At 51.7% G+C, this 26116-nt stretch carries 16 protein-coding genes; 8 read left to right on the forward strand and 8 right to left on the reverse strand.

What is annotated here, in order from left to right; translation table 11 throughout:
• Positions 1-29: 29 nt before the first annotated feature.
• The 4 genes from prsK (at position 30) to ACESMW_RS00765 (ending at position 8528) form a co-directional block, all read left to right on the forward strand.
• Complete coding sequence (prsK, locus tag ACESMW_RS00750) at positions 30-2165, forward strand: XrtA/PEP-CTERM system histidine kinase PrsK (protein ID WP_372985182.1); 2136 nt, start codon at positions 30-32, stop codon at positions 2163-2165.
• Between the two features lie 128 nt (positions 2166-2293).
• The gene (gene prsR, locus ACESMW_RS00755) at positions 2294-3673 is read left to right on the forward strand and encodes a PEP-CTERM-box response regulator transcription factor (RefSeq protein WP_372985183.1); all 1380 of its coding nucleotides are present in this window, start codon (positions 2294-2296) and stop codon (positions 3671-3673) included.
• Between the two features lie 44 nt (positions 3674-3717).
• On the forward strand, positions 3718-6399 hold the full coding sequence (locus tag ACESMW_RS00760) for a tetratricopeptide repeat protein (RefSeq protein WP_372985184.1): 2682 nt from the start codon (positions 3718-3720) through the stop codon (positions 6397-6399).
• Positions 6400-6512: 113 nt separating this feature from the next.
• Positions 6513-8528, forward strand: coding sequence for a PA14 domain-containing protein (locus tag ACESMW_RS00765; RefSeq protein WP_372985185.1), 2016 nt, complete (start codon positions 6513-6515; stop codon positions 8526-8528).
• 17 nt (positions 8529-8545) lie between these two features.
• Here ACESMW_RS00765 and xrt read toward each other — a convergent pair whose 3' ends face one another.
• Positions 8546-10093 carry an exosortase gene (xrt, locus tag ACESMW_RS00770; RefSeq protein ID WP_372985186.1) on the reverse strand — a complete coding sequence of 516 codons (1548 nt, stop codon included), beginning with the start codon at positions 10091-10093 and terminating at the stop codon, positions 8546-8548.
• Positions 10094-10104: 11 nt separating this feature from the next.
• A complete protein-coding gene (locus ACESMW_RS00775) occupies positions 10105-11055 on the reverse strand; it encodes a GNAT family N-acetyltransferase (RefSeq protein WP_372985187.1) in 951 nt (316 codons plus the stop codon).
• A 187-nt stretch (positions 11056-11242) separates the two neighbouring features.
• Between ACESMW_RS00775 and ACESMW_RS00780 the strand changes: the two genes are divergently transcribed.
• Both ACESMW_RS00780 and ACESMW_RS00785 read left to right on the forward strand, forming a co-directional pair.
• Positions 11243-15724: a kelch repeat-containing protein gene (locus tag ACESMW_RS00780; protein WP_372985188.1), complete on the forward strand. Its 4482-nt coding sequence runs from the start codon at positions 11243-11245 to the stop codon at positions 15722-15724.
• Between the two features lie 123 nt (positions 15725-15847).
• The gene (locus tag ACESMW_RS00785) at positions 15848-17374 is read left to right on the forward strand and encodes a lipopolysaccharide biosynthesis protein (protein WP_372985189.1); all 1527 of its coding nucleotides are present in this window, start codon (positions 15848-15850) and stop codon (positions 17372-17374) included.
• Here the strand turns inward: ACESMW_RS00785 and ACESMW_RS00790 are convergent, their stop codons facing one another.
• Genes ACESMW_RS00790 through ACESMW_RS00800 form a run of 3 tightly spaced genes read right to left on the reverse strand, consistent with a single transcriptional unit; the run spans position 17375 to position 20339 of the window.
• On the reverse strand, positions 17375-18316 hold the full coding sequence (locus ACESMW_RS00790) for a glycosyltransferase (RefSeq protein WP_372985190.1): 942 nt from the start codon (positions 18314-18316) through the stop codon (positions 17375-17377). It lies immediately after the preceding gene.
• 37 nt (positions 18317-18353) lie between these two features.
• On the reverse strand, positions 18354-19331 hold the full coding sequence (locus ACESMW_RS00795; protein WP_372985191.1) for a glycosyltransferase family 2 protein: 978 nt from the start codon (positions 19329-19331) through the stop codon (positions 18354-18356).
• Positions 19332-19367: 36 nt separating this feature from the next.
• The gene (locus tag ACESMW_RS00800) at positions 19368-20339 is read right to left on the reverse strand and encodes a glycosyltransferase family 2 protein (RefSeq protein ID WP_372985192.1); all 972 of its coding nucleotides are present in this window, start codon (positions 20337-20339) and stop codon (positions 19368-19370) included.
• 213 nt (positions 20340-20552) lie between these two features.
• On the opposite strand from ACESMW_RS00800, the gene ACESMW_RS00805 reads away from it, so the two are divergent.
• Together ACESMW_RS00805 and ACESMW_RS00810 are read left to right on the forward strand one after the other, a co-directional pair.
• Entirely contained in the window at positions 20553-21875 is a 1323-nt protein-coding gene (locus tag ACESMW_RS00805) for an O-antigen ligase family protein (RefSeq protein WP_372985193.1), read from the forward strand.
• Positions 21876-21998: 123 nt separating this feature from the next.
• On the forward strand, positions 21999-23006 hold the full coding sequence (locus ACESMW_RS00810; RefSeq protein WP_372985194.1) for a hypothetical protein: 1008 nt from the start codon (positions 21999-22001) through the stop codon (positions 23004-23006).
• Between the two features lie 77 nt (positions 23007-23083).
• On the opposite strand, the gene ACESMW_RS00815 is transcribed toward ACESMW_RS00810, so the two are convergent.
• The 3 genes from ACESMW_RS00815 to ACESMW_RS00825 are packed head-to-tail and all read right to left on the reverse strand — an operon-like array spanning position 23084 to position 26116.
• Positions 23084-24085 carry a glycosyltransferase gene (locus ACESMW_RS00815; protein ID WP_372985195.1) on the reverse strand — a complete coding sequence of 334 codons (1002 nt, stop codon included), beginning with the start codon at positions 24083-24085 and terminating at the stop codon, positions 23084-23086.
• On the reverse strand, positions 24039-25130 hold the full coding sequence (locus ACESMW_RS00820; RefSeq protein ID WP_372985196.1) for a glycosyltransferase family 4 protein: 1092 nt from the start codon (positions 25128-25130) through the stop codon (positions 24039-24041). Before ACESMW_RS00820 ends, ACESMW_RS00815 begins: the two co-directional genes overlap by 47 nt.
• Entirely contained in the window at positions 25100-26116 is a 1017-nt protein-coding gene (locus ACESMW_RS00825) for a CapA family protein (RefSeq protein WP_372985197.1), read from the reverse strand. The genes ACESMW_RS00820 and ACESMW_RS00825 overlap by 31 nt, the downstream gene beginning before the upstream one ends.

Consider the following 26116-nt stretch of genomic DNA (forward strand, 5'->3'; position numbering starts at 1 on the left):
GAGCGAAGCAGCAACGCAGGAAGCGAGGGATGCTAAGTGATCTCAGCCTGATCAGCCACGGCGCAGCAGCCATTGCCTTTGGCCTGCTGACCCTTCTTGTCGCGACCCGCTATCTCAGGCGGGACGTGGACAGGGCGCTGTTTGTCGCTGCCCTGGCGACCACGATCTGGGCCAGTGCCCTGGTGACCCAATCACTCTGGGGTGCTCCCGGGTTTATCCCCCGCTATATCATTGAACTGCTCCGGGACGGCGCCTGGATCATCCTCCTGTTCGCCCTGCTTCGCAACGCCTCCCGACAGGGCACCATTCACGGGCAGATGAAGCGGATCCTCGGGGCGTCGATCTTTACCCTGATCTTTGCCCTGCTGGCTTTCGGAATCCTCGAGTTTACCTTCGGCTGGGAAGTCCTGAACGGCAAGACCAGGGTGCTGGGGCAGATCGCCCTCTCCCTCATGGGGCTCTCACTGGTCGAGCAGATCTGGCGCAATTCCCCGAATTTCGGCCGCTCAAGCATCAAGTACATCTGCATCGGCATTGCCACCATCTTCGCCTTCGATTTCTTCATGTACGCCGACGCCCTGCTGTTTGGCCAGGTATCGGAATCCTTCTGGAATGCCCGCGGCCTGGTGAATGCGCTGCTGGTGCCCCTGTTTGCCGTCAACGTACTGAACACCCGAAAGCAACCGGTGGATTTCCAGTTGTCCCGGTCCGCGGTGTTCCATGCCGGCACCCTGGTCCTGGCCGGCGGCTACCTGCTGTTCCTCGCCCTCGGAGGCTATTACGTCAAGATCCTCGGCGGAGACTGGGGCGATGCCCTGAGGGTCCTGTTTTTCACCATCTCCCTCACCTTCCTCGTCACCCTGCTGCTGTCCCGCCGGATACGGGCACGGTTGATGGTACGGATCAGCCAGAATTTCTTCGACTACAAGTACGACTACCGGGAAGAATGGCTGAAAATGACACGGGAAATGGCCAATCTCGGCGATGACCCTCCCCTGCCGATCCGCGTCATCCACATCCTGTCCGGCCTGGTGGAAAGCAATGCTGGCGCCATCTGGCTCCGGGACGAACAAGGGGCCTATACCCTCAAGGGCTCGGTCAACATGGCCATGCCCCGATACACGATGATCGACGCGGATTCGGACCTGGTTCGCCTGTTCGGGCAACGGGAGTGGATTGTCGACCTGCACGAGTATCGTAATGACCCGGTCAGCTATGACCTGCTGGAAATACCTGACGCCATTGCCCAGAGCCCCGACGCATGGCTCGTGATCCCCCTTTATCTGGACAACGACCTCTATGGCATCGCCATGGTGGGTAACCCTTTCGCCCGACTGGAACTGAACTGGGAAAACTTTGACCTGATCAAGGTGGTGGCAAGACAGTCCTGCAACCTGCTGGCCCAGGCGGACGCGCAGCACCGGCTGTCCCGGGCCATGCAGTTCGAGGCGGTGAGCAAGGCGTCCTCCTTCATGGTTCACGACCTGAAAACCGTGATCGCCCAGCTGTCGCTGCTGGTCAAGAACGCGCCCAAGCACAAGCACAACCCCGCGTTTATCGATGACATGATCAACACCACCGAGCACGCGGTGCGGAAAATGTCCAACCTCGTGGACCACATCCGCAAGCCCGACAGCATCGCAGATCCGCAAGTACAGGACATCGACCTCGCCGAACTGGCCCGCAGCCTGGTCTCCCATCACAGCCATCAGCGCCCCGTCCCGAGGCTGACAGGCAATCTACCAAGCGCCTGGATCCGTGCGGATTACGAGCAGCTGCGCAGTGTACTGGGACACCTGATCCAGAATGCCCAGGACGCCACACTACCGGACGGGGAAATCACCCTGAATCTTAAGATAGCCCGGGGCAATGTTGTGCTGTTTATCCAGGACAGCGGCAGCGGTATGAGCGAGGAGTTCATCAATACCTCCCTGTTCAAGCCCTTCGAGAGCACCAAGGGTCTGACCGGGATGGGGATCGGCGCCTACCAGGCCCGGGAATACATCAAGCAGCTTGGGGGAAATATTGATGTGACGAGTGAGCCCGGGGTTGGTTCGTGCTTTTCAGTGCGCATTCCGTTGGCCCGGGAAGAAGAAGGTGACGCCTCACCAGACGGGGAGTTGCCAGATTTCAACACCGAAAACCCGGCACGAAACGTCAATTAAATGGCGCTTTTCAAATTGAGTGAACACAGCGATTGCAAAGTGTCAATGTTCGGTTGAGAATCAGGTGTAAGGACACTGCGAAACACCCCGTTTCGGCAAATTATAGTGAGCATGACAAGGAACGTGTTGTGGTTGTAAACAAACGACTCCTGATCGTAGAGGATGACCCGGGCCTGCAAAGCCAGATGCGCTGGTGTTTCAGCGATGATCTGGAAGTGGCAGTTGCCTCGGATCGCGAATCGGCCCTCACAGCGCTTCGGCGACTTGAACCGGAAGTCGTTACTCTGGACCTGGGCCTGCCGCCGGATCCCGGTGGCGCCACCGAAGGGTTTCATCTGCTGGAGGAAATCCTCCGCCTTTCCCCTATGACCAAGGTCATCGTCGTCACCGGTCGTGAAGACAAGGAAAACGCCGTCCGGGCCATCGGCATGGGCGCTTCGGACTTTTACCAGAAACCACTGGATGCCGATATTCTTGCCTTTGTGGTCAATCGGGCCTTCCGTTTGGCGGAACTCGAACGGGAGAATCGCGACCTTTCCAAACACAAGAACGGAACCAGCATAAAAGGCATCGTCGCCGCCAGTCCGCAGATGATGACCATCTGCAGGACCCTGGAGAAGATTGCTCCCACCGATGTCACGACCCTGATCACCGGCGAGACCGGCACCGGCAAAGAGCTTCTTGCCCGTGGACTCCATGATCTCAGCCAAAGAGCAGACAAGCCCTTTGCCGCGATCAATTGCGCAGCCATTCCCGAGAACCTGCTGGAAAGCGAGTTGTTCGGCTTCGAGAAGGGCTCTTTCACCGGCGCAACCCAGAGCAAGAAAGGCAAGATCGAGAGCGCCAACGGCGGCACCCTGTTCCTGGACGAGATTGGCGATATGCCGATGGCGCTGCAGGCCAAACTGCTGCGTTTTCTTCAGGAGCGGGTTATCGACAGGGTCGGATCAGTCAAACCCATCCCGGTCGATGTACGCGTGGTGTGCGCCACCCACCGTGATGTTCGCCAGTTGATCGAAAGCGGGGAATTCCGGGAGGACCTTTACTACCGCATCAGTGAAATCACACTCGATATCCCACCACTGCGGGACCGGAATGGAGATGCCCTGGTCATTGCCCAGTCTCTCCTCAAATCCCTGGGCAAGCAGATGGACCGGCCGAACCTGACCTTCACCGAGGATGCTGTCAACGCCATCACCGGCTATTCCTGGCCCGGCAACGTGCGGGAGATGATCAACAAGGTCAAGCGGGCAACGATCATGGCCGATGGCAAGCGGGTAACGGCAGTGGATCTTGATCTGCCCGCGGAGCAACCCCCTTCGGACACTCAGCTGAACCTCCGGCAGGTTCGTGAGAACGCCGAGCGGCGGGCAATCACCCAGGCCCTCCGATCATGCAATTTCAACATGGCTCAGGCCTCCCGCCTGCTCGGTATAACTCGGCCGACACTCTATAACCTGACAGACAAATACAGGATCGAGACATCCGAGTTCGTCGACAATGCCTAAACCATATCAAGAATAAAATCCGGAACATGCGAAGGAATTCAGCCATGAAAGTAGCAGAGGTTTTGCGGGTAACGTTGCTGTCTACCGCAATCATTCTGGGCATCGCGGGATGCGGCAGCGACACGGAGATGACCCAGGAAGAACTGCAATACATCAGCCACCTTGACCAGGCACGCTTCTTCCAGAAACAGGGAGAGCTCAAGGCCAGCACCCTCGAAGCGAGAAGCGCCATCGAGCTTCAGCCACAAAAGTCCGAGCCCTATCTTCTGATTATCAACAATCTGCTGATCGCCGGCGATGCAGTCAACGCCGAGCGCCAGCTGGACGAACTTCTGGAGCGTATCCCCGAGCAGTCCCTGAACCGCACAGATCGCAACCGCGCCCGTCTTATCCGGGCAGAAGCCCTTTTAATGAAAGGCAGGCACGAGCAGGCACTTGCCACACTGGAGCAGCTCGACTCGCCGGGTAACGAGGAGCAGCTTGAGGCCGATCTGCTACGCGGCCGTATCCTGATTGATTCCGGGCAACTCGAGCAGGCCGGCGAGGTATATCGGCAGGCCCGCGAAGCCAACAGCAACGCCATCATGCCGGTTATTGGCCTGGCCCGGGTTGCCTGGCTATCCGGCGACCAGGAACAGGCAGAGGAATTGCTGGATACCGCCAGCCAGATCGACGAGAGCCACCCGGAACTCTGGCTTCTCAAGGCCAGGATGGCCGATGCCAACGAACAATGGGGCGAGGCGGAAACCGCCTATATCCGCGCCCTCGAGGACATCGGCCAGTACGATGTGATGACCTACCGGAAATACGAAACCATCTCCTCTCTTATCAACGTGCTCCGGGCGCAGGGCAAAGCCAGGGAAGCCTTCGTCTACGAGGAAATTCTTGCCAAATCGGCCCCGGGCACCATCAAGGCCAACCTGACCGCGGCCCAGGCAGCCCTGGAGGAGAACGATCTGGATTCCGCTGCCGGTTATCTTGAAGAGATCCTGGCCCAGGCGCCGGAACATCAGCAAGGCGCCCTGTTACTGGGCTTGATTCGCCTGAGACAGGGGCGCGTGGAAGAAGCCGAGAGCCTGCTGGCGCCGATCGCTGAAATGGGCGAACTGGACGCGGCAAATAAACTGCTTGCAGCCACCCGTCTGAGCCTGAATGACATCGAAGGTGCCAGAGAAGCGATTGCCGGTCTGGAAGGAGACGAAAACGATCCGTCCGTCATGGCACTGGTGGGAATCACTGCCCTCGCCAGCGGGGATGCGGAGGCCGGTGAGCGGATTATCGAATCCGCTCTCAGCCAGAAGCCTGACTATCACACGCTCAGACTGCGCTACGCCCGCTACCTTGTGCAGGCAGACCGTACAGAAGACGCCCTGGAGCACATCCGGATGCTCACCGAGGTCCCAGTGCTCCGGGACGATGCCTGGCAACTGATGGTGCAGGCCTACGCTTCCAACGGTCAGCTTGACCAGGCTGTCGGAGCGGCGGAGCAATGGATCAAACAGCAGCCGGAAAACAGCCGCGCCATACTGGTTCGCGGGGAACTGGCGTTACAAAACGAAGAGCCCGACACAGCAGAGCGCTATTTTGAGCAGGCCCGGGAGGCTGCCCCCGATACTGCCGCTCCCCTCGTTGCACTGGCCCGGCTAGCCCTGTACCGCGAAAACCGGGACGGTGCTATCGGCCTCTACCGGGACGCATTGTCGACCGAACCGAACACGACCGGCGCGATAAGGGGCCTCTCGGAACTGCTCACGCCGGAAGAGCTTGCAGCTGATATGGAAAAGCTTCTTGCACAACAGCCGGACGCCATCGCACCGCGAATGGTACTGCTTGAGCAGGCCCTGATGGGCGAAAATCCTTCGAGGGCGGACGAACTGACGGCCACCCTGATAGAGCGTAATACCGAGAACCAACCGGCCGAAGCTGAACCGCTGGTGGCGAAGCTCTATTACGACACCGCCGCACGGAAGATGGCAGAAGGCGACACGGCCGAAGCTCAACGAATTCTGGATCGCGGCCGCGCATTGTTTCCGAGACAACTCGACATAGCCGTTGCTTCCGCCAGCCTGGCTTTCCGACAGGGGCGGCCGGAACAGGCGCGCAAGATCGTCGAGGAAACCCGCCTGGCCCACCCCGAGTCCGACCGCCCGTTGGTTGTGGAGGCGGAGTATCTTGCCAATCAGGGTAATCACACGGCCGCAGCCCGCATGTACCAGCTTGCGCTGGAAAAACAGAGCCGAGTAATAACCGAACTGGTCCACGCCAGGGAACTGAATCAGGCCGGTGATCCGGAAGCGGCCATCACTGCCCTTGAGCAGGCCATGAAAACCTGGCCTAACGATCCACGTCTGCCCCTGACCCTCGCCCTGTTCGCCCAGAATCAGGCACAGCCGGACAAAGCGAAACAGGCGTACAAGAGGGCCCTCGAACTGGACAGCGACAACATCCTGGCCCTGAACAATCTGGCCTGGCTCTACTTCGAATCGGATCATCCGGATGCACTGCCCCTCGCCGAACGCGCCTATAAACTTGCACCACAATCCGGCTCCGTCGCAGATACTTATGGCTGGATCCTGTTCAACGAAGGGTTCCACGAGGATAGCCTCCCGATTCTCGAGAAAGCCTATGAGCTTGAACCGGGAGAACAGATTGCCCTGCACCTGGCCGAAGCCTACAAGGCAACAGGCCAACAAGAGAAGGCGGACGCCCTGTTGGAGAAACTGTAAGCAGCCGGCGATATAAGCTTTGGGCACAAAGAGCGAAATGTTCCAAGCCCGCGCTGGCGCGCAAACTGCTGGGCACCATACTTAACAGACTATTTCATTAACCAGGAAGGTGGATGACTATGTCTGTGGGCACAGTACTTGGGCTGGGATGCACCATTTTGTTTGTGACGGGCTGTCAGAGCTGGCAGTACCGCGATATCGAGTCGCTTCCTCCCACTGCGGCGGTTCCGGAGACCAGTGAGCCCGGGAAGGTTGAGGTGCGGTATTTTGACAACCTCGATGGGACCGCCATAGACACGATGACCTCATCCACCAAATTCCCGGATAATCCGGATGAGGTTGCTGAGTTAACCAGCCTGGAGGATCCGGACAATAGAGCAGATTACTATGGCTCCTACGTCAGGGGGTTTATCAGCCCGCCAACCTCAGGCGAGTATCGCTTTTTCCTGAGTGGCAATGATGAGGCTGAATTCTGGTTGAGCACATCAGATTCGCCGGAGAATATCGAGCTTATATCCTTGGTCCCCGGGTGGACTAACGTTAACGAATTCACGAAGTATTCTTCACAGACTTCTCGCTACATTTCTCTGGATTCCGCACAAAAATACTACTTTGAAGTCCTGCATAGAGAAGGCTACGGCAGCGACCATTTCGCTGTTGCCTGGGAAGGGCCCGGAACCTCACAGCAGGTGATTGGCAGTTCTTATATCCATAGCTGGGCCCAACCGGCAACCGACACAATTCAGAGTAGTGAGGAGGCTTATCATCTTGGCTATCGGGTTGGATTTCTCGATGGCTCGGAGGGCTTGACCTTCAACCCATCATACCCACCTCTGGATCAGGATCAGGACGGCCTCTACGACAACTGGGAAATCGTGCATGGCCTCGATCCGAATGATCCTTCTGATGCCACCAGCGACCCGGACCAGGATTTACTGTCCGCGGCGGACGAGTTCCTGATTGGCACAGCCGAGGGGAACCCGGATTCCGATAACGATGGGATTCCCGATGGCGTGGAATATGCCTATGGAATGGACCCACTGGATCCGGCTGATGCCTCCGAGGACCTCGACAATGATGGCTACACCAATCTGGAAGAATACGTTGCCGGAACAGAGCTGAATGATCCGGGTGACAGCCCTGCCCCGGAACCGGAACCGGAGCCCGACACAACGCCAGAGACTGATGAAATCGCATACGTAACCGGTTTTACAGGGCAATACTTTTCCGGCACCAATTTTGAACGCCTGCTCGCGGTACGAGTGGATGAAACCGTCGATTTCAACTGGGGCAACGGAGCTCCTATTCCGGAGAGCCCCGATGACAACTTCTCCGTCCGCTGGAACGGTATCTTTACGGCACCTCACTCCAGTGGAACCAATGAGTATGAATTCTCAGTGCGTACCAATGATGGTGTCCGCCTCTATGCGAACGGGGAACTCGTCATCAATGACTGGTCGTCCCATGCTCCCACAACCTTCACCTATAACCGTTCAATGAACGCTGGCGAGGAACTGCGAATCACCATTGAGTACTACGAAGGCACAGGCACAGCCGTTGCACAGTATAGTGTTCGAAACCTCAGTACCAATTCCAACGTCGACACCGCCAGCACTGTCGTCTCGCCGGATATGACCCAGATGGCCAGCGTCGATTCCGATGGCGATGGCATCCCGGATACCTGGGAGCTGCAATACGGCCTGAACGCCTGGGTACCTGATGCCGATGGCGTGAACAACGATGCAGGCATCAGCAATATCGAGGCTTACGAAAGCGGGCTCGATCCTTACACGCTAACGACTGTCTCGGGCGAGTCATCACAGACCACGGCTCCGGAAACAAGTGAGCCCGCGCCATCGGAAACCGCGGGCACTGTCACACTGACCTGGACGGCCCCTTCAACCCGAATGGACGGAAGTTCGATCCTCCTCTCCGAGATTGACTACTATGTCATCAACTATGGCCAGGAGGTCACCAATCTGGATCAGAGCGTCAACGTTGGCGGTGGCGAGGACAACTACACCTTCAGTAATCTGAAATCAGGAACCTGGTACTTCACCATTCGGGTGGTGGATACCAACGGACTGAGCAGTGCGCCCTCTGAACCGGTTTCCGCTGAGGTCCCGTGATTGAAGCCTCTGCTGTATCAATTGGTCCCGGCAGCCCCGAACCGTTCATCCAGACGGTTCTCGACCCGCTCGCGGACCAGGGGGGCCAGCCGCTCCAGGCTGGCCTTTCCATCACAGGTGTCGCACCGGACGCCAATTACAAGCAGTGATGCATCAGAACGGTTATTGAAGATCCCGGGTAACTGGGCGAGCTTTGCTCTTAGCTCATCGGCCTGCCAGAAACTTTCCACGTAATAGCCATAGGCAAGATAGACCCTGGATTCGCTTTGCCTGTACTTAAGTGCAAGTCCGGTCAACGTTGTGTCACTCCCGGCTGGAACAGTGAAAGTCTGCTGGGGAAGCAGGAGATCGGCATCATAAAGTCGATTCGCATACTGGACAACTTCGCTACCGGGGCGTTGCTGGTTATAGGTGAAGAGACCGACATAGTATTCAGGCTGGGCTTGTCCAGGCTGCAATTCGTCCCGCTCAACAAAAACCCCGGTCGATTCCAGATCAGGCTGCTGGATGACCGGCTGCCACCCCCCGAGTGAACCCCGAAACAGGGGTAACCATTGTTCCGACGGAAGAAGTTCAAAGCCATGCCGATCAGAGCCCGTATAATCTGCTTCTGCAGTTGAGGATTCGACCGCCCATGCAAGGGTTACAAAAACTAAAGCCGGAACCAGTGAAATCCAGGCTTTCATCCCCCCATTGTTCTTGGCAAGACCCTTGCCGGCTGAGCTTGCAGACGTCTGCTCTTGCCTGTGCTCCAGGTACCTTGCCAGCACAAACAATGGTACGAGTGTTCCTGCAAAGACCCACCAGCCAAAATAGTCATGCTCCCAGATCAGCGACGAGGTCATGTTAGATTCGTAACCAACATAGATGATCACAAATACCCGGATCCAGTTGGCAACCATGGCCAGCAGCGCCGCTGCGAACAGGAGAATCACCCTTTCTGTCACACGCTGATAGCTCAGCTCCGCGTAAATGGTGGCAATCGTCAGGCCGACCAGGAGATAACGCAGCCCGGAACAGCCATGAGCGATCTCAAAGGCCCCCACCCCCGGAAAGTAGACAAATACCCCTTCAACCGTGAAATCGATTCCGAGTGCCGACAACAGTAGTTGGTTCACCGCGACGGTGATCAGTTGCAGTGGCCAGGACAGGTAATCCCACACCGGAATAGCAAAAATAAACAGGCCAATGGGCAGGAAGAATGCGGACGCCTGTCGCCAGCCCCAAATCAACAACAGCAAACCGAGAAACAAGGGAACCATCGCTATCTGCTGGAAAGCCTCGACAAAAAGGACACTACCAGCAAGGTAGACAGCGGCTGCCAGGGCAAGAGGAAATAACCAGCCCGGATAAAACCCGTTGACCGGGCGGAGGGTTCGCCATTTGCGCACGGAGAGCACCACGCAAACGAGCAGAACAAGAAAACCGTGGGAATAGGACTCGTCGAACTTCTGCCAGCGGCTGAAAAGCACCTGGAGAGCTGGCCAGACTGCAATCCCGGCTCCGGCCAGGAGAACGACCGGCAATAGCCATGGGGAATGCCTTTGGAGTGTGGAACGGTCCATGTCCGGATTCTCTACCTCGAGTCCTTGATACGGTATAACAGTTTGAAAAGCCGGCTGCGCACCAGCATCAGCGATACCAGGGGTGTTCGATCGGTTGCGAGTTTCGCCTTATAGTCTGCATTCTTTCCTCCGCCCGCCAACAGATCGAAAGCCTCAACGTCACCATTCTCGAACGCCGCCTCGATACTGTAACCAAGATGCAGCGTCCCCAGGGCCAGCTTTTTATGGAAATTCTCCACAAACCCGGCCTGCAGGTTATATGCCACATTTCTATACAGAACATTGTAGAGCACAGAAACCGGTCTGCCCGAAACGCAAAGCACCGACAGTTCCGGCCTGCCGCCCTCGTGAACAATATTCTTCAGAAATTCACGATGAAATGACAGGCTCGTCTCGTTGAAACAGGGCTGACCCCAGCGTTCACGATGGAAGTCATTCAACAACTCAAAAAATGAGACAAGCTTGTCGGGCCACCAGTTCCCAATGGTCACACTACCAAGCTGCTCCAGGACCGAACGGCGATTGTACAGCCTTAAACGTGTACCACTACCCAGGCTCGCCAGGTAGTCGCTGAAAAGGCCATTCGTCTCAATGGAGTAGGCAACATCTCCGCCAGTTCGCCGAACCAGGCACCCGCGATCGTCCGCCAATTCCAGAAGAGCCCGGACGCCCGGTGAGTCCTCCGGCATGTCAGAGAGCACCGCCTCACTCCAATCCACAGAAAATATTGCCTCGGGACTGGCAGCGGGAAGCGTATTGTACTCAGTGCGGGGCGTGGAGAGCCGGCGATAGTTCGTGCCAATGAACTGCAGGCAGGTTACAGGCAGAACGCCCTTGTACTTGTAGCGGTCCCGATAGAGCCCCGAACAACCCCGGCCTTCACTCACGAGTTCGAAACCCGGGGTCGATCCCCAGTACTTCCACCAGGCATCCTGCCAGGCTCTGGTCAAAAAAAGATTCATGTTTGCGTCGTCCTTGAGTAAACCGCTGACAAGGCCTGTCAATAAACCTTACAAGCTGCGGCTGCACGCAGATTAGGGTCGAGCATATCACATTGTATTAAGGCCTGAAGTGCTTGACTGGCAAGAAAGATGCTCGCTATCCAGGGGGAAAAGGAATTACAAAAAGTCTTGAGGGAGGCAACCAGGCATGCGTGATTTCCGGCTTCGTTATACCCTGCGTTTCATTCTGGCAGCGTGTTTTTTTCTGGCTACATTTGCCGTTCAGGCAGCGCCCAATTTGTTGGTGAGCACATCCCCGGAGCGGACTGCTCCTCTTGCGCTCAGCGGTGCCCAACTCAATGATCTGGTGTACATTTTTGTGGCGCCGGAAACCGGGATAAAGCAAGTTGATTTTTACCTGGATAATCCGCCTCCAGCCTCGCCACGAGTGACGGAGAGGCTGAAGCCGTTTGACTTCAACAGGACAGCGGCCGATCTCACGGCAATCCCGTTCGATACCAACTCCATTCCCGACGGTCAACACAGTGTTTATGCGCGTGCCACGTACACCGATGGCACCAGCGAATTACTGTCAGCAACTTTTACAGTCAACAACTCTGCGCCAGCATTCTCCTTCAGCCAAACGAATCTGGATTTTGCACTGGAGGCGGGCAGCGGTTCAAAAACATTACAGGTGGGTCTGTCTTCATCAACATCGGGTGGTGAGACGTTCTTTATCTCGGATAATGCCAACTGGCTAACAGTTCAACCCACCACCGGCACTGTGCCCGAAACTCTTACCATCACCGCAAACCCGGACGGATTGAGCGCCGGCCAATATACAGCGACGGTAGAGGCTACCGGTACCGGCATTGCTACAGCTTACCTGACGGTTGACCTGACAGTGGTACAACCCTCAAACACTGCTTATTCATTGATGATCAGCACCTCGCCTGACCGCTCCGGTGCTACCGGGCTTAATGGCTCTACGGTTGCCGGGGATATCTATGTCTTCGTGCCCCAGCAAAGTGGCATGTCTCAGGTCAGGTTCTACATCGATAACCCCCAGAAATCAGGTACCCCCAACCAGACTGAAAATATGCCTCCCTATGACATGGCGGGCACAGCACCGGACGACACAGCCTATCCTTATGACACCTCGATACTGATTGAAGGTAGCCATACGGTCACTGCGGTCGTGAGGGAAAGCGACGGTAGCCTTCACGAGGTGACTGAGTTCTTCACTGTCGCCAACGACATGGCGGCGCTTTCCTTCAGTAACGCCAGCCTTTCCGGATCCCGGCACGTCGATAATCCGGACCCCATTACGACAGGTGTCAGCCTGACCGCGAGCGATAACTCCTCCGCCAGCTTCTCAATTTCATCGAGCGCTGGCTGGTTGTCTGCCACCGGCAATTCGGCCACGACTCCGGCAACGATAACTGTTACTGCGGATCCAGCCGGGCTCGCCGCAGGCACCTACAGCGGAAAACTCACAGCCAGTGCCTCAGGGTACACGGCAGGAGAGCTCACCTATACGTTGACTGTTACCTCGGGCTCTCAGGGCATCCTGGCCAACCCTACCTCGCTGGTATTCAACGGTCAGCCTGACTCTCCAATCTCCAGCCAGACCCTGAGCGTTAGTCACAGCGCCAATGAGAGTCAGGGTTTTACTGTGAGTACCAATATGCCCTGGCTCTCTGTGTCTCCCACCAGCGGGACCACGCCCGAGAATCTCAGTGTACAGGTCGACAGCTCAGGCCTTACCACCGGTAGCTTCGACGCCACGATCACACTCACACCGAGCAGTGGATCAGCGATCAACGTTCCGGTAACCATGATCCTGTCCAGTGATGACAAGTGCGCACCGGTACCATGCAGCGACGTGCGCATTGATCTGCCCTATCAACTCACCTTCACCGAAGGTCAGGGTTACTACCCTGATTCCAATGGCTGGGGAACAGGGTTTACATGGCTCGATGAACCGGCCAGTGGGTCCGGGTATATACCGGCCAACCTGGAAATGAGCTTTTTCGAAGGTGTTTTGAAGTACACCACTACTTCCGGCATTTCATTCAAGAATATAAACAGCCAGGACAATGCCCTCGGAGTAGGTTTCGCGGCACCGAACCAGATCACACAGATTTCCACTGAAATTCTGAACGTTCCGGCCGGGAGCGGCAATTACGAACAAGCGGGACTCTGGTTCGGAAACAATCAGGACAATTATGTGAAATTGGTAGTCATCTCTACTCCTCAGGGGCTAAAGATTCACTACCTCCTTGAACTCGCAGGAAGCATCGCGACAGAAAAGAACATCACGGTAACTGGTCTTGCTGGAGCCGACGTCACACTCTCGATGATTGTGAATCCTTACAACCGGACTGTGGATCTGACCTACAAGGTCGAAGGTGGAACCACCAAGCAGGCAGGAACCGTGTCTCCCCCGGATGAATTCTTCAGCTTCGATGCCGCAGGAATAGATCCGGAGATTGGTACCCGCAGCTTTACTGGTATTTTTGCAACTCACCGTAACGGTTCGAGCCCGATAACCTACCTGTTCGATGAGTTCACTATGGAAGCGGGGGGAGGCCCCCTCTCGCCCGAATCCGCAGTGGAATTCCTGCGCAAGGATTACAATATCGACTACCCGACCTCCATGGTATGGGGACCCGATGACCGACTCTATGTAACAGAACTGTTCGGCACCATCCGCGCCCTCACTTTTGATGCCGATATGAATGTAGTGGACGATCAGGTCATCGAATCCCTGATTAACAGCGTAGGACCGCGCCTCACCCTGGGTATCACCGTGTCGCCGGATGCAACAGCCGGAAACATGGATCTCTGGGTAGCTCACTCAAGCCCGTCCATTGATAATGGTGAAGTTAACTCCGGCATGGTCACCCGCCTCAGCGGCACAAACTTTGCGAATGTGGAACACCGAATCACCGGCCTTCCCCGCGCAATCGCCAACCATTCCATCAACTCCATTCATTTTGGCGACGACAACCGTTTGTACATTGCTGTCGGGGGCAACACGGGTGCAGGCGCGCCGAACAGCTCGGCATCCGAGTTCGGAGACCGGGCAGAGCAGCCACTCAGTGCAGCTATCGTCGTAGCCGATGTATTCGCCGCATCGTTTGATGGCACTTGTGCGAATACCACGAACATGTACGGCCCGCCTCCCTGTGACGTGGTGCCTTATGCCACTGGTTTGAGAAACAGCTACGACTTTGTATTCCACTCCAACGGCAAGATGTACGCCACAGACAACGGCCTTGGTGTTACCGGTACCTATCCGCCAAAACCCGAACCAGTCTGTACCGGGCTCGCAAATACCGCCAGTTATCTGAACGGCGGACATAACCCCGGCGCACAACCAGACCTGTTACTGCTGATTCAGGAAGGCAAGTATTACGGTCACCCCAACCCGTACCGTGACGAGTGCGTGTTCAAGGATGGCAGCTACCAGAATGTCGCTCCGTTGCCCAATTATGAACCAGCCCTCTTCGATCTGGGGGACCACAAATCTTCCAACGCTATTATCGAGTACAGCGGCGCTCAAGGTTGTGTTGGCGACTACCTGAACGGGCAACTGTTGATAACCAACTATTCCATTGGTGATGACATTTTCCGTGTACGCCTTAATGAAACCGGCGATGGCGTCATCGAAGGGGAGCCTCTGGTGACCGGTTTCAATGATCCGTTGCCAATGACCAGTAGCCCCGACGGCACCATTTTCGTAGGCCAGTTCGGTGGCGGCAAGCTAACATCGCTCAGCCCTGTAAGCCTGGGATGCTGGCTTACCCTGGCGCCCAGCCCGATCAGCATACTTGACGCCAGTGGCGCTTCTATCAACGAGAGGATGTACATGGTCGGTGGTAAAAATGCCAGCGGTCACCTGACCACGCTCTTCATCTATGACGCGAACTCGGATAGCTGGAGCCAGGGCGCCAACCTGCCTGGTCCGGGGGTTGAAAATCCGGCTGTCGTCGCACTTAACGGCCGGATCTATGTGTTTGGCGGCTCAACCGCGCCCTTCTCCGGAGCGGTCAGCAATGCGGCCGTCTATAACCCGGCGAGCAACAGTTGGCAGACTCTGCCGCCGATGCCGACCGCCCGCGGGGGCGCAACCGCACAAGCTGTGAATGGGCTGATTTATGTAGTAGGCGGCATGGACAACAGCGGTGTATCCCTGGCCACAGTTGAAGTCTTCAGCCCGGGCACGGGGACCTGGCAGAGTGCAGCGGGCCTGCAAACCCGCCGCGACAACCCCGGCTCAGCCGTGCTGAATGGAGAGCTGTATGTATTCGGTGGACGGGTGCGTAATTCTGATGGTTCCGCCCCGGAACCAGCACTCTCTTCTGTCGAGAAGTACAGCGCCTCCACCAACACCTGGCAGTACATGACTCCAATGCCCACAGGCAGGCGGGCCATGAGTGTTGGAACAGCTACCGGCAAAGTTCAGGTTATGGGCGGCGAGGCTAACCCCAATAGTATTTCCGGAGTCTTCGAGCAAAACGAAGAGTACGATCCTGCCACCAATAGTTGGCGCAGCCTGACCAAAGTGCCTACACCCAAACATGGCGCTGCGACAGCAACCATTGACAATAAGGTTCATATTGTCGGTGGAGGCGTACAGACCGGTAACTCCTACACCAGCAGCCACGAGGTCTTGCAGTTCTGATTGTTCGGTTCCAGGCCATCAAACAGAGGGGCTGACCACGGTCAGCCCCTCTTCTTTGAAAACAGCGGACTGGCTTGTAAGCTATACTCACCGCAAGGACCACTTTCACACGGATAGTACACAATGCGCGCCAAGCGGTTCGTAGCCAGTTCCCTCGCCCGGACACTGGAAACGGTTGTTGCCATCATCACCGGCCTGATCATGATGCCGTTGATGATCCGTATCCTGGGCGAAAACCTTTACGGCATCTGGATTGTAATCGGGAGCATAGTCGGATCCCTCTATCTTTTCGATATCGGGATGTCTTCAAGTGTTACCCGTTACATCGCCTATGCGCTGTCACAAAAAGACCGGCGGCGCGCAAGCCAGGTGATGTCTACCGCTTTTGCCATCTATTCTGCCCTGTCTTTAATTATTATTCTTACGTCCGTCGTCATCGCACTTGGTGCAACGTTTTTCGTCGAGTCTCCTGAAAACACACGGCTGGTGCAGATTCTGATCCTGATTGTCGGGCTGAATGTCGCTGTCGAATTTCCTTTCAAGAGCTACGCGGGCATTGCTGGTTATCATCTCAGGCAGGATCTTCTCTCCTACTCCCGAATTGCGTTCAAAGTAGCCAGCACCCTGGTCATCGCCTGGCTGCTGTTCAAGGGCTTTCAGCTGATTGCCATTGCGCTGGTACAGTTGGCATCGTCATTCTTCTCCAACCTTGTATTTCGTTTCATCGCCCATTATCTGGAACCCGAGGTACGTCTCCAACCTCGGCTCATTGACAAGGCTACGGTTAAAGAAATCTTCAGCTTCAGTGCATGGGCTTTTATTGTGGACCTGTCACGGCTGCTGAAAGAACGAGGGGATGTCTGGATGGTCGCGGCGTTTACCACACCTGCCTTGCTGACTGTCTATTATGTGGGAGTCCGGCTGGTGGAATATTCCAACCAGCTACTGTACAAGGCGTTCGGATTTACATTACCGCTGTATACCGAAGCGGTTGCGCGAGAGGACGACGCTGAACTGGCTCGCAAGGTCCGAATGTTTTTGCGCCTTAACGCAATGGTAGCTGGCGGGTTACTTATCGGAGCCTACCTGTTTGGAAACGACCTGATTCGCCTGTGGATGGGAAGCGACTTCCAAAGCGCCGAAGCGTATCTTGTTCTGGTTGTACTGCTCTCAGCCAAACTGCTTGTATTTATTACCGCCCCATACAGTAATGTGTTGTTTGCCATCGCCAAACACCAGTATCAGGCCTATGTTTCGGCTACTGAGGCGGCTTCTTCCCTCATCCTTATTCCAGTACTGATTCATCTGATGGAGAAGCCTCTTCTTGCGGCTTCCATAGCCATCGCCTTACCCTTCCTGGTGACTCGACCGTTCATCATTCCCCTCCTTGTCTCGCGTCACAGCAGCGTCCCCGTGACCTTGCTGTACCAAACTGTTCTTCCTTTAGTCGCAAAGATTACTGTATTTGGACTGTTGTGGTATTTCGGCATCAGCTTTGCTGCCGGAGACCCGGGGTTGATGGAATTCCTTCTGTTCGCCGGAACCTTTGGCTGCAGTTATGCGATCTTTGCATACCTGCTCTTGCTGGATCACGAGGAACGCAATCTGCTCTTGTCCGGCATTGGACTAAGAAAACAGACTCAGCCCTGATTACCGGAGACGCTTCGGACGATCTTTCTCCCGGTAATAGGCGAAAATCCCCTGGAACATACCCAATTCGATGGCATTCAGGTAATAGCGGTGGCTATCACCCAAGAATCTCCAAAGCTGTGTTTTAGTAAACAGGGTCAAAAGCTTCCGAAAAAGAAACCGTGGTACACCAAACCAGTGTTTGTAACCATCGAACTCCCGGTATAGGGCGGCCTTCCCTTTTCCCTGCCGATAGGCACGCCCCCTGAGCCAATCGATGGAAAGCTGGTTTGGTCTGATCTGATGATGAACCAGGGCGGAGGGTATGCACGCACTTCTGAAACCAGCCTCCGAAGCACGGAGCAAGAATTCCGTTTCGCTACCCATAGTGTAATTTGTACTTTGGGAGGGTCCGATCGACGGATCGAACGAATACCCGGCCTCAAACACCCTTTTCCTGACCGCCATGTTGGGCCCCCAGATTCTTCCAGGCCGAATCTCTCCCTCGGGCAAATCCCAGTCTGCAATCACATACGCTGAACGCGTAAAACCATTGTCCAGATCAATCCCCTCCTCCGGCTCCATACCTTCCGGAAACAAGGGAAGAATGCGCCCTCCAAACAGATCAAACTCCGGAAGCCTTTTCGCCCCGGACCAGAGATTTAACAACCAGTCGGGATCGGCTATAACGTCGTCGTCCGTGAATACAACCAGTTGCCCTTCAACTTCAGGCATCGCCCGAAGTAGCGCATTGTTCTTGCCGGCAGTGGCCTCTTCCAGGTATCTGACAGGAAGGGATTCAGAAAACCCGGACACCAGTTTCAACGTCTCAGGCCGGCAAGCGTTGTCCACAACAAAAACTTGCCAAGCCAGGCCATCGGTTTTAAGGCTCTGAAAGCTCAATAAGGTCTTGGCAAGAATCTCATCCCGGTTGTACGTGGCCAACACCACAGAAATGTCCACTAAACTCGCCTCAACTGTCAAAAATCCATTAGTACTTCTATCTTCCACGCTGACTGGCCCGCGCCTTCACCAATCTATAGACTCGCGGCGGGAGCAATGACTTCAAAACACCACGCAAGGCAGCGCCACTCGGTTTGGAAACAAATGACCGGGCAAACGCACCCAAGGCCTCATACGGCCTGGCTTCATTGTGAAATAAAATATAGCCAATCTTCAGAAGGCTCCGTGCCCGCCAAGCTTTCGCTAACGACCTGATTCGCGGAGATTCCGAGCTGCGCAAAACCTTCTGAGCAACAACAACCCTCTCCCTGAATTGCTGCAATTCCCGTTGCTTGGAAACACTACCCGGGGTATCGCGGTATAAATAGAATGGTTTATCGCGGTAAAGAATGGGTCCTAACTGCGCCAGACGAATCCACATATCCCGATCATCCAGATTCCTCAATGACTCATCAAACGGGCCCGCAGCCTCTAGCGCCGAACGACGGGCAATCACGCTCGATGTGCCAACGAAGTTAGTTTGGAGGAGTGTAGCGAGGGCATCTTCACTGGAAAGTTGCCAGGTATTTGGCGCTGCTGGTTCTGTTAATAAGACCTGGAACGTCTCGTACCGATCTATATTCCTTTCGATGCGAATGCCGAGGTCTTGGTCGGCAACGTGGAAATTGCTGCAAATCATTACCGCTTCAGGATTGCGCGACAAAGCAAGAAGCACTGCCTCTATTTCTTCCGAAATGACCAGGTCATCGGCATCGAGAAACAGTATGTATTCGCCCGAGGAAACTGCCACGCCCCTGTTCCTTGGCGATGCAGGCCCCCCGGAGTTTCTCTGCCGAATTAGAGACACACTGTCATCCCTAATAAAAGGCTCAATTACAACCGACAACTCATCGGTGGAGCCATCGTCGACCACGATGACCTCCAGCTCTACTCTCTTGACATCAAGGACCGCATTGAGAGTTGAGCCAATCGACTCGGAGGCGTTATATGCAGGAACAACAACTGAGAGTTCCATTTTGCGTCCTTTCGTAAATGTCTCTGCGCATGTTTGTCACATCCCTACACGGTGTTTCAGCGATCTTATTACAGCCACACCACGCCGACCTAACAACGATTTAAGATAGAGCGAAAGAAACCGGGGCTGCAGGCTATGGTTGAGCGCTTGCACCAAGGCTTCACGTGACGCCCGCATATCACCCCTCGAAAACAATTCATACGCCATCGAGTGATAGTTCAGTGCTATCTGATGACGAATATCCTTTGCAAAAGCTTTGCTCACGGGATCTCGGAGTTGCTTTTCGAGTACCCTGATCCTTGCATCAGCACGCTTCAGCGCTCCTCCGCGCGAAATGCTATTTTCCCGGATCCTATAGAGGTGATATTCCTTGTCCAGATAAACGATCGGATACCTTCTGGTGATCCGGAACCACATATCTTTGTCATCACCGTTTTTTAGTGACTCGTCGAAGCCTCCCATTTTCGAAAATATACTCGATCTAATGGCAACTCCTGAGGTTCCAATAAAGTTCTGACGGGCCAGATGGGAGCAGGCAGTACGAGCATCAATGAGAGCGACATCGGGCTCACCACCTGAACGAATCTTGTCGATCAGCTCATAACCCTCAAGGAAATCCATGTCCAGAATCTCGCCGTTCTCATCGACGCAACCGAAATTGGTGAAGATCAGAGCTGACTGGGGGAACCTTTCGAATGCTGCTACGGTCGAAGTTACCTTCCCGGGTAACATCAGATCATCCGAGTCAAAGAAAAATAAATACTCGCCTCGAGCATGCAGTGCTCCCACATTTCTTGGAGAAGCCGGACCACCACTAGCGTCCTGGTAAAAATACCTGAAACGTTCGTCAGCCAAGAATGGACAGACCTTTTCTTTAGTCCCGTCCGAAGAGCCATCATCCACAATAACAACCTCATCATGAGGTCCCAACTCTCTCAATATGGATTCCAAAGTTTGGATTAGAAATTCCCTACAGTTGTGGGAAGGGATAATGATACTCGCTCTCACTTAATGAAATTCCTCAATATTTCCATAGAGACCGGACCATAAGGGCAACGAGCCATAAAATACATAAGCAAAACTCTATGGTCATTCTAGTGATTTCGACTAAACTGTACGTAGTTCATCAGAAACTTAGTTCCTAGCATAGCACTAGGTTAACGTTCTATAAATATTTGATTATTTAACCCAACAGTCAGCAGACGAACGAAGAAAGCCGTCATGCCAATACGCCATTTAGAACCCCAAGCAAGGTTCAGAACTAGCTTCGCCCCTCATCCAGTTTCAAATAGGGTTTCCGAAAGCAAACTTCTAGTTTTCGCCACATGCATATATATCATCGCATGGTATTTGCAAGTTGGGTTACGTGTCCCGATACTAGGAACTATTCGGTTCGAGTTTGTGCTTGGATTTATACTTAGTTTTTGTGCAATTTTCAAACTAATCCAAGAACCATCTTTCTCACCGCTCGCAAAACCAGTAATAATATTTATATTTGTATTGTCTTTCTACACCATATTTTCCTATGATCGAAGCCAGTCGTGGGAAATATTCATCGAAAGAGTTATAAAATTCTCAATGCTCGGTGCATTTATTGCGGCGTTTGTCCGTACTGAATGGGCGCTTAAAATGGTTGTCGGTGCATTTTTGCTTGCGATGTTAAAGCTCGGACAAGAGGGCTTTATGGGTTGGTATTCGGGAGGAATGATATGGGAAAATCAAGGAATACCCAGACTACATGGCGTTACGTCGTTATACAGACATCCTAACTCATACAGCGGCATGGCTGTTGGCTGTTTGCCTTTCATATTTTATTTATTTCCTATATCGCGGACTTGGCAGAAAGCTGCGCTCACAATTCTTTTACTCTCCTGTTTAATAATAATAGTATTTACAGGATCGAGAACAGGATATGTAGCCACTGCATTATTATCACTTTATTTTTGGAAACACCTCATCTTTAAGAAACGACAAATAAAAACCATTTTGTTTGGAGCAATATTGATGTTCTCAGTTATATTTTTTGCTCCTTCAGAATACACTCAACGATTTTTCACAATATTCACACTTCAGGAAGCCGAAGGTGGATCCTCTCAAGCCAGGATTCAAATAATAAAGGACGCGTTAGAAGTATTTCTTTCTCATCCATGGGGAGTCGGCGTGGCAGCATTTCCAGAGGTTCGCTATGAGATGTTTGGTAGAGCTCAGGACACACACAACTTATACTTAGAATTGTTGACCAATCTAAGCGTCGTTGGATTAGCTGCTTTCACATTTTTAATTATAAAAGTAATAAAAACCAATATTCATATAATAAACAACCCAGAAAGCGGCGAATTTGTTCGAGCAATATCGAAATCAATAATTGCCTTTATTTATGCCCGACTTTTTCTCGGTCTCTTTGGAATGGATACATATGAGATTTACTGGTGGTTCGCTGTGGGAATCACTATAGCTGCTTATCGAGTTTCTGGCACAGATAAAAAATATAGTTGGTCCGATCTGAACTCACGAAAAATCGGATCTAGGATTGAACAGAGATAACTAGCAATCTTATACGTTGTGGTAATAATGACGACTCTTAAATTCAAAAAAAAACCTAGCACCCAACACAAGCTAGGGATATCATTTTAGGACACTGGACAATTGCGTAGGTTGGTGACTGTTATGGTAAAGTATTCGACACTTTCTATATTATTATCGCTATCAATATCAAATCACCTCTATGCCTTAGAGGTGATACCCACCAACGAACCGAACACCTTTTCACTCTCTGGGGAGGGTTTTGGAGAGGCACCAACAATAGCACTCCACGCAGATTTCGAGGAAGGTCCCATAGGAGGGAGCTTAGCCAGCCCCTGGACACTACAAAGCTCTGGCGGTCCATTGCCAACTTATACCGATGACCGCCAAGTAACCGGCAAATTAGCTGCTAAAGCAACGTTCACCGGAAACTATTATAACTCAACCGCAGAGTACAAATCTCTACCCAAAATGCGGCAAATTTATGTTAGCTATTACGTTTATGTTGACCACGTAGCTGGAGACAAATCAAGGAACGTAAAGTTAGCCCGAATAACCTCAGGATACAGTAGCGGCGGGTATGACCAACCCTCTCTCGGCATTACTCTCTTTGATAATAATAACAATGGCGTAATTTACATGTATCCTGGAGAGTCTAAAGAAAATTACGACGATTGGATGGGCACACTCACAGGAAAAGGCTGGAAAAGAATAGAATATTTCGTTCGATTATCAGAGCCATCCTCTACAAATAATGGGCTCATCCAAGTCAAAATTGACGGAAACATTGAAATGAATTTCAGTAACATTATAACAGACTATTACGGAAACTCATTTGAGTGGCTCTCTATGCCCTATTACGTTGCACATGATCCAGGTGGTGACTATTTCATGTATTATGACAACGTCTATGTCTCAGATAACTATGCGCGAGTAGAGATTTGCTCAACACAAACCTATCAAGATTGCACAAACCCCGTCATTTCTAAAATTGAATCTTGGAACACTAATAACGTAGTTTTTTCCACCACAGACGAGGAAACATACAGCAAGTATGTATACGTCTTTTTAGCAAATGGTAGTTTGTTGAACACAAATGGGCTTTCCGTATGCACTGACTGTCCAGAACCGCCAATCGTCGAAGTTCAATAATAAATTAAATAAGTATCCAAAGGTTTTCCGTCTTCATGTACGGAGCCCCTGCATTAAGCCTTAAATATTACAGGGGCTCAGATCTTTTCTCGATAGCCTAAAATCATTTTTTTATATATTTCGCTTCCCAGCCCCCAAGCTCTTCCACTCAGAGCAGTTAATGCTATCAAAAATGTTTTTGGCACTAAAGTAACCGCGTTGCGATAAGTGGTTCTTCTTAGACGAGCAATTGTAAAAATAAACGGGGGTATAATTAAAGCTATTACTGCAAGCCACCACGGCAAGTTTAAATACAAGGCTGCGGGGGTCAGCATAAGAAGGGAAATCCAGACCCAAGTTAAAATCACAACCTTATCACCAAAAAAACCATGCGCAATTAACTGTGTTTCACTTTGGGAAACCATTTTTCTGAATAAATCAACAAGTGATTTGGGGTAGCCCAAATGGACTACCGCTAGATTTCTTTTGGAAATGATTTGGAACCCAAAAGCTCTCGCGCGCTTACATATCTCATCATCTTCCGCAGTCTTTAGCCGATCGCAAAACCCACCTAGTCGAAAGAAAGCGCTTTTTTCAAGTGACATATTAGCACCAGGTAATGCATTCACCGGACCTTCATAAAAAGTTGTATTTGGAGCCCAATTTTTCTCTACGAAAGTGCCGTCTTTAGGGGAAAGACAAGTCCCTCCTACTATTAACTCGCTGTTTCGACCATTAGCAAAAACATTATGAATAACCTCGAGCCACTCAGGAGGGGCAATACAATCAGAATCGAGAAACGCCAGAATTTTTCCATTCGCAAACTCTGCACCCATATTTCGGACACCTGCAGCCGAAGTTGCGTAACTCTCAATTAAGCTGAAACCAAACGACTCGACAGTTTCTACAGTGGAATCCGTGGACAAATTGTTTACAACAATGACCTCGAAAAATTTAGGATCAAACGTTTGTTGTTTCAAACTTTCCAAGCACCTAAAAATGAACTCTTCAGAGTTCTTGGCGGGTATAATCACCGAAATTATCGGACAATATTTAGGCATAATCTGCGTATCGACCGTAAGATTTCCTTGCATAATCATTGAGAGTGTAGTTCTTCAAGAATATTTGTCTAGCCCTTATTGCCATATTAATAATTGATTCATTACGCATCGTTAAAGCCATTTCAAAAGCCTCTAAAATAGCATCCTCATTGGAGCCTTCTATCTTGATACATGCATTATTTTCCCAAAGCCGATTGGCAACTTCACCTTCATTTGTTGCAATAACAGGAACCCTCCCACGGCAAGCCTCGAGAATGGACAGCCCAAATGCTTCATTAGTTGATGCTGATACAAAAAAATCATAGTTAATTAGGGCTTTGTCTGCGTTTTTTGTATACCCCATCAAATTAACTGAGGCGCTCATGCCTTTTTCATTAATCAAATCATTAAGTAAGCCATACTGTTCGCCTAAGCCAAAAATATCTAGAGTGATTTTTTTAGCGTACTTAGTCTTGTTAAATTTGTAAACTGCATTTATTACGGATTTAATATTCTTTTGAGGATCTAGTCTAGATAGTATGCAAACCCTTATTTCTTCATTCTGTTCCCTAATACCCATCTTCTGATATTTTGTATCCTGTAGTGCATTAGGCCAAATCTCAACATCATCCACTCCAAGACGCTCAAGAGATTCTGCAACAATCTTTGAAACAGCAATAAAATGAACTCTCGGATCACTACTAAACTTTCTCAGAAACACTCTTTTAGCAAAAGATTTTGGATCTCTCTTGCTAAAATAATTATAATTAGAATGAACGGTGCAGAAAATCGGGCGATTCCTAGTAAAAAAGATGGAAAAAAACAGTGGAGTAAAAGAATGACAATGAATAATATTTGGGCTAAAAGCTCGCATAAACCGAATAAATCTAAATATCGCAGTAAATTTATCACTACTCCAAAAAAGCTGGATTTTCGGAGAGAACAAATTAAAATAACCGTCAAATTCTTCATCGCTATTAAGTAACACGAGAGCGGAACTATTCCGTGTATTAAACGACTCAGTATTTCGAAGAAGCTCCGTAATTCCGCTACGGCTCCAATGAACAAAATGAACTACTTTAAAAATATCTTCTTTATCTTCCATCCTAAAAACCTGAGCTTCGTCTTAGTATCACCTTTGAAAATATTCCTACTAAAATAGAGGAATTTTAGAAAATTTGATTTCGGTAATCGCCCCGAGAATTTATAAAGATCAACAATACTATCTTTAGGTAATCGCACAGACTTTCCTGACATTACTGGTCTACCATCATCTAATATATCCACACCATGAATAAAAGCTTCAACACAATCGTCGCTCAAAAAATTGACCTCTACCATACCACTCCGGTTTATATATTTATTCCAGGTTAGATCAAAAACAAAATCTCCCAAGCTATAACAAACAATACTGTTACTAATTCTCTCAACCTCATAAAAAATATGTGGGTGATGACCGACGATAAGATCAGCACCGGCCCCAACTAACCTAGCCGCGACTTCTCGCTGTAATTTAGTTGCGTTTAGGTTTGATTCAGACCCCCAATGCAAATTTAATATTAGTATATCGCATTGAGGTGCAAGAGATTTCAGATTATCTGTAAGCTCATCAATGGATGGGAAGTAATAGGTAGAGGCGCACATACTTCGCTTTGGATCACTTACCAATGATGCACCCACAACGATAATTTCTTTATCACCTAGCGTTGTCCGAGCTATTCCTTTTTTATCTTCAAGACCACATATTGAAATTCCGCTCCTTTCACATGATTCGAGCATGTTATCAAAAACAGTTGGCCCAAATTCCAATGCGTGGTTGTTTGCAACACTTAAAACTGTTTTCGGGAATTGGCTAAAAATACTTAAAGCAGATTCGCCAGCTCTGAACACTCTTTTGCTCGGATCACTCTCGTCAAATAAATCGCCACTTACTACACACTCGAGGTTACCAATTAACAGATCACCCTTTTCTATAAACTTTGTAACACCTGATAATATATCTTCCCCACTTAATACAGACGAACGAACCCCATGTCCAAAATTAAAATAATGTTCTCCAAGACAGATATCGCCCACAAGGATTATTTTCAC

Source organism: Marinobacter sp. (genome assembly GCF_041690455.1).
Classification (GTDB): domain Bacteria; phylum Pseudomonadota; class Gammaproteobacteria; order Pseudomonadales; family Oleiphilaceae; genus Marinobacter.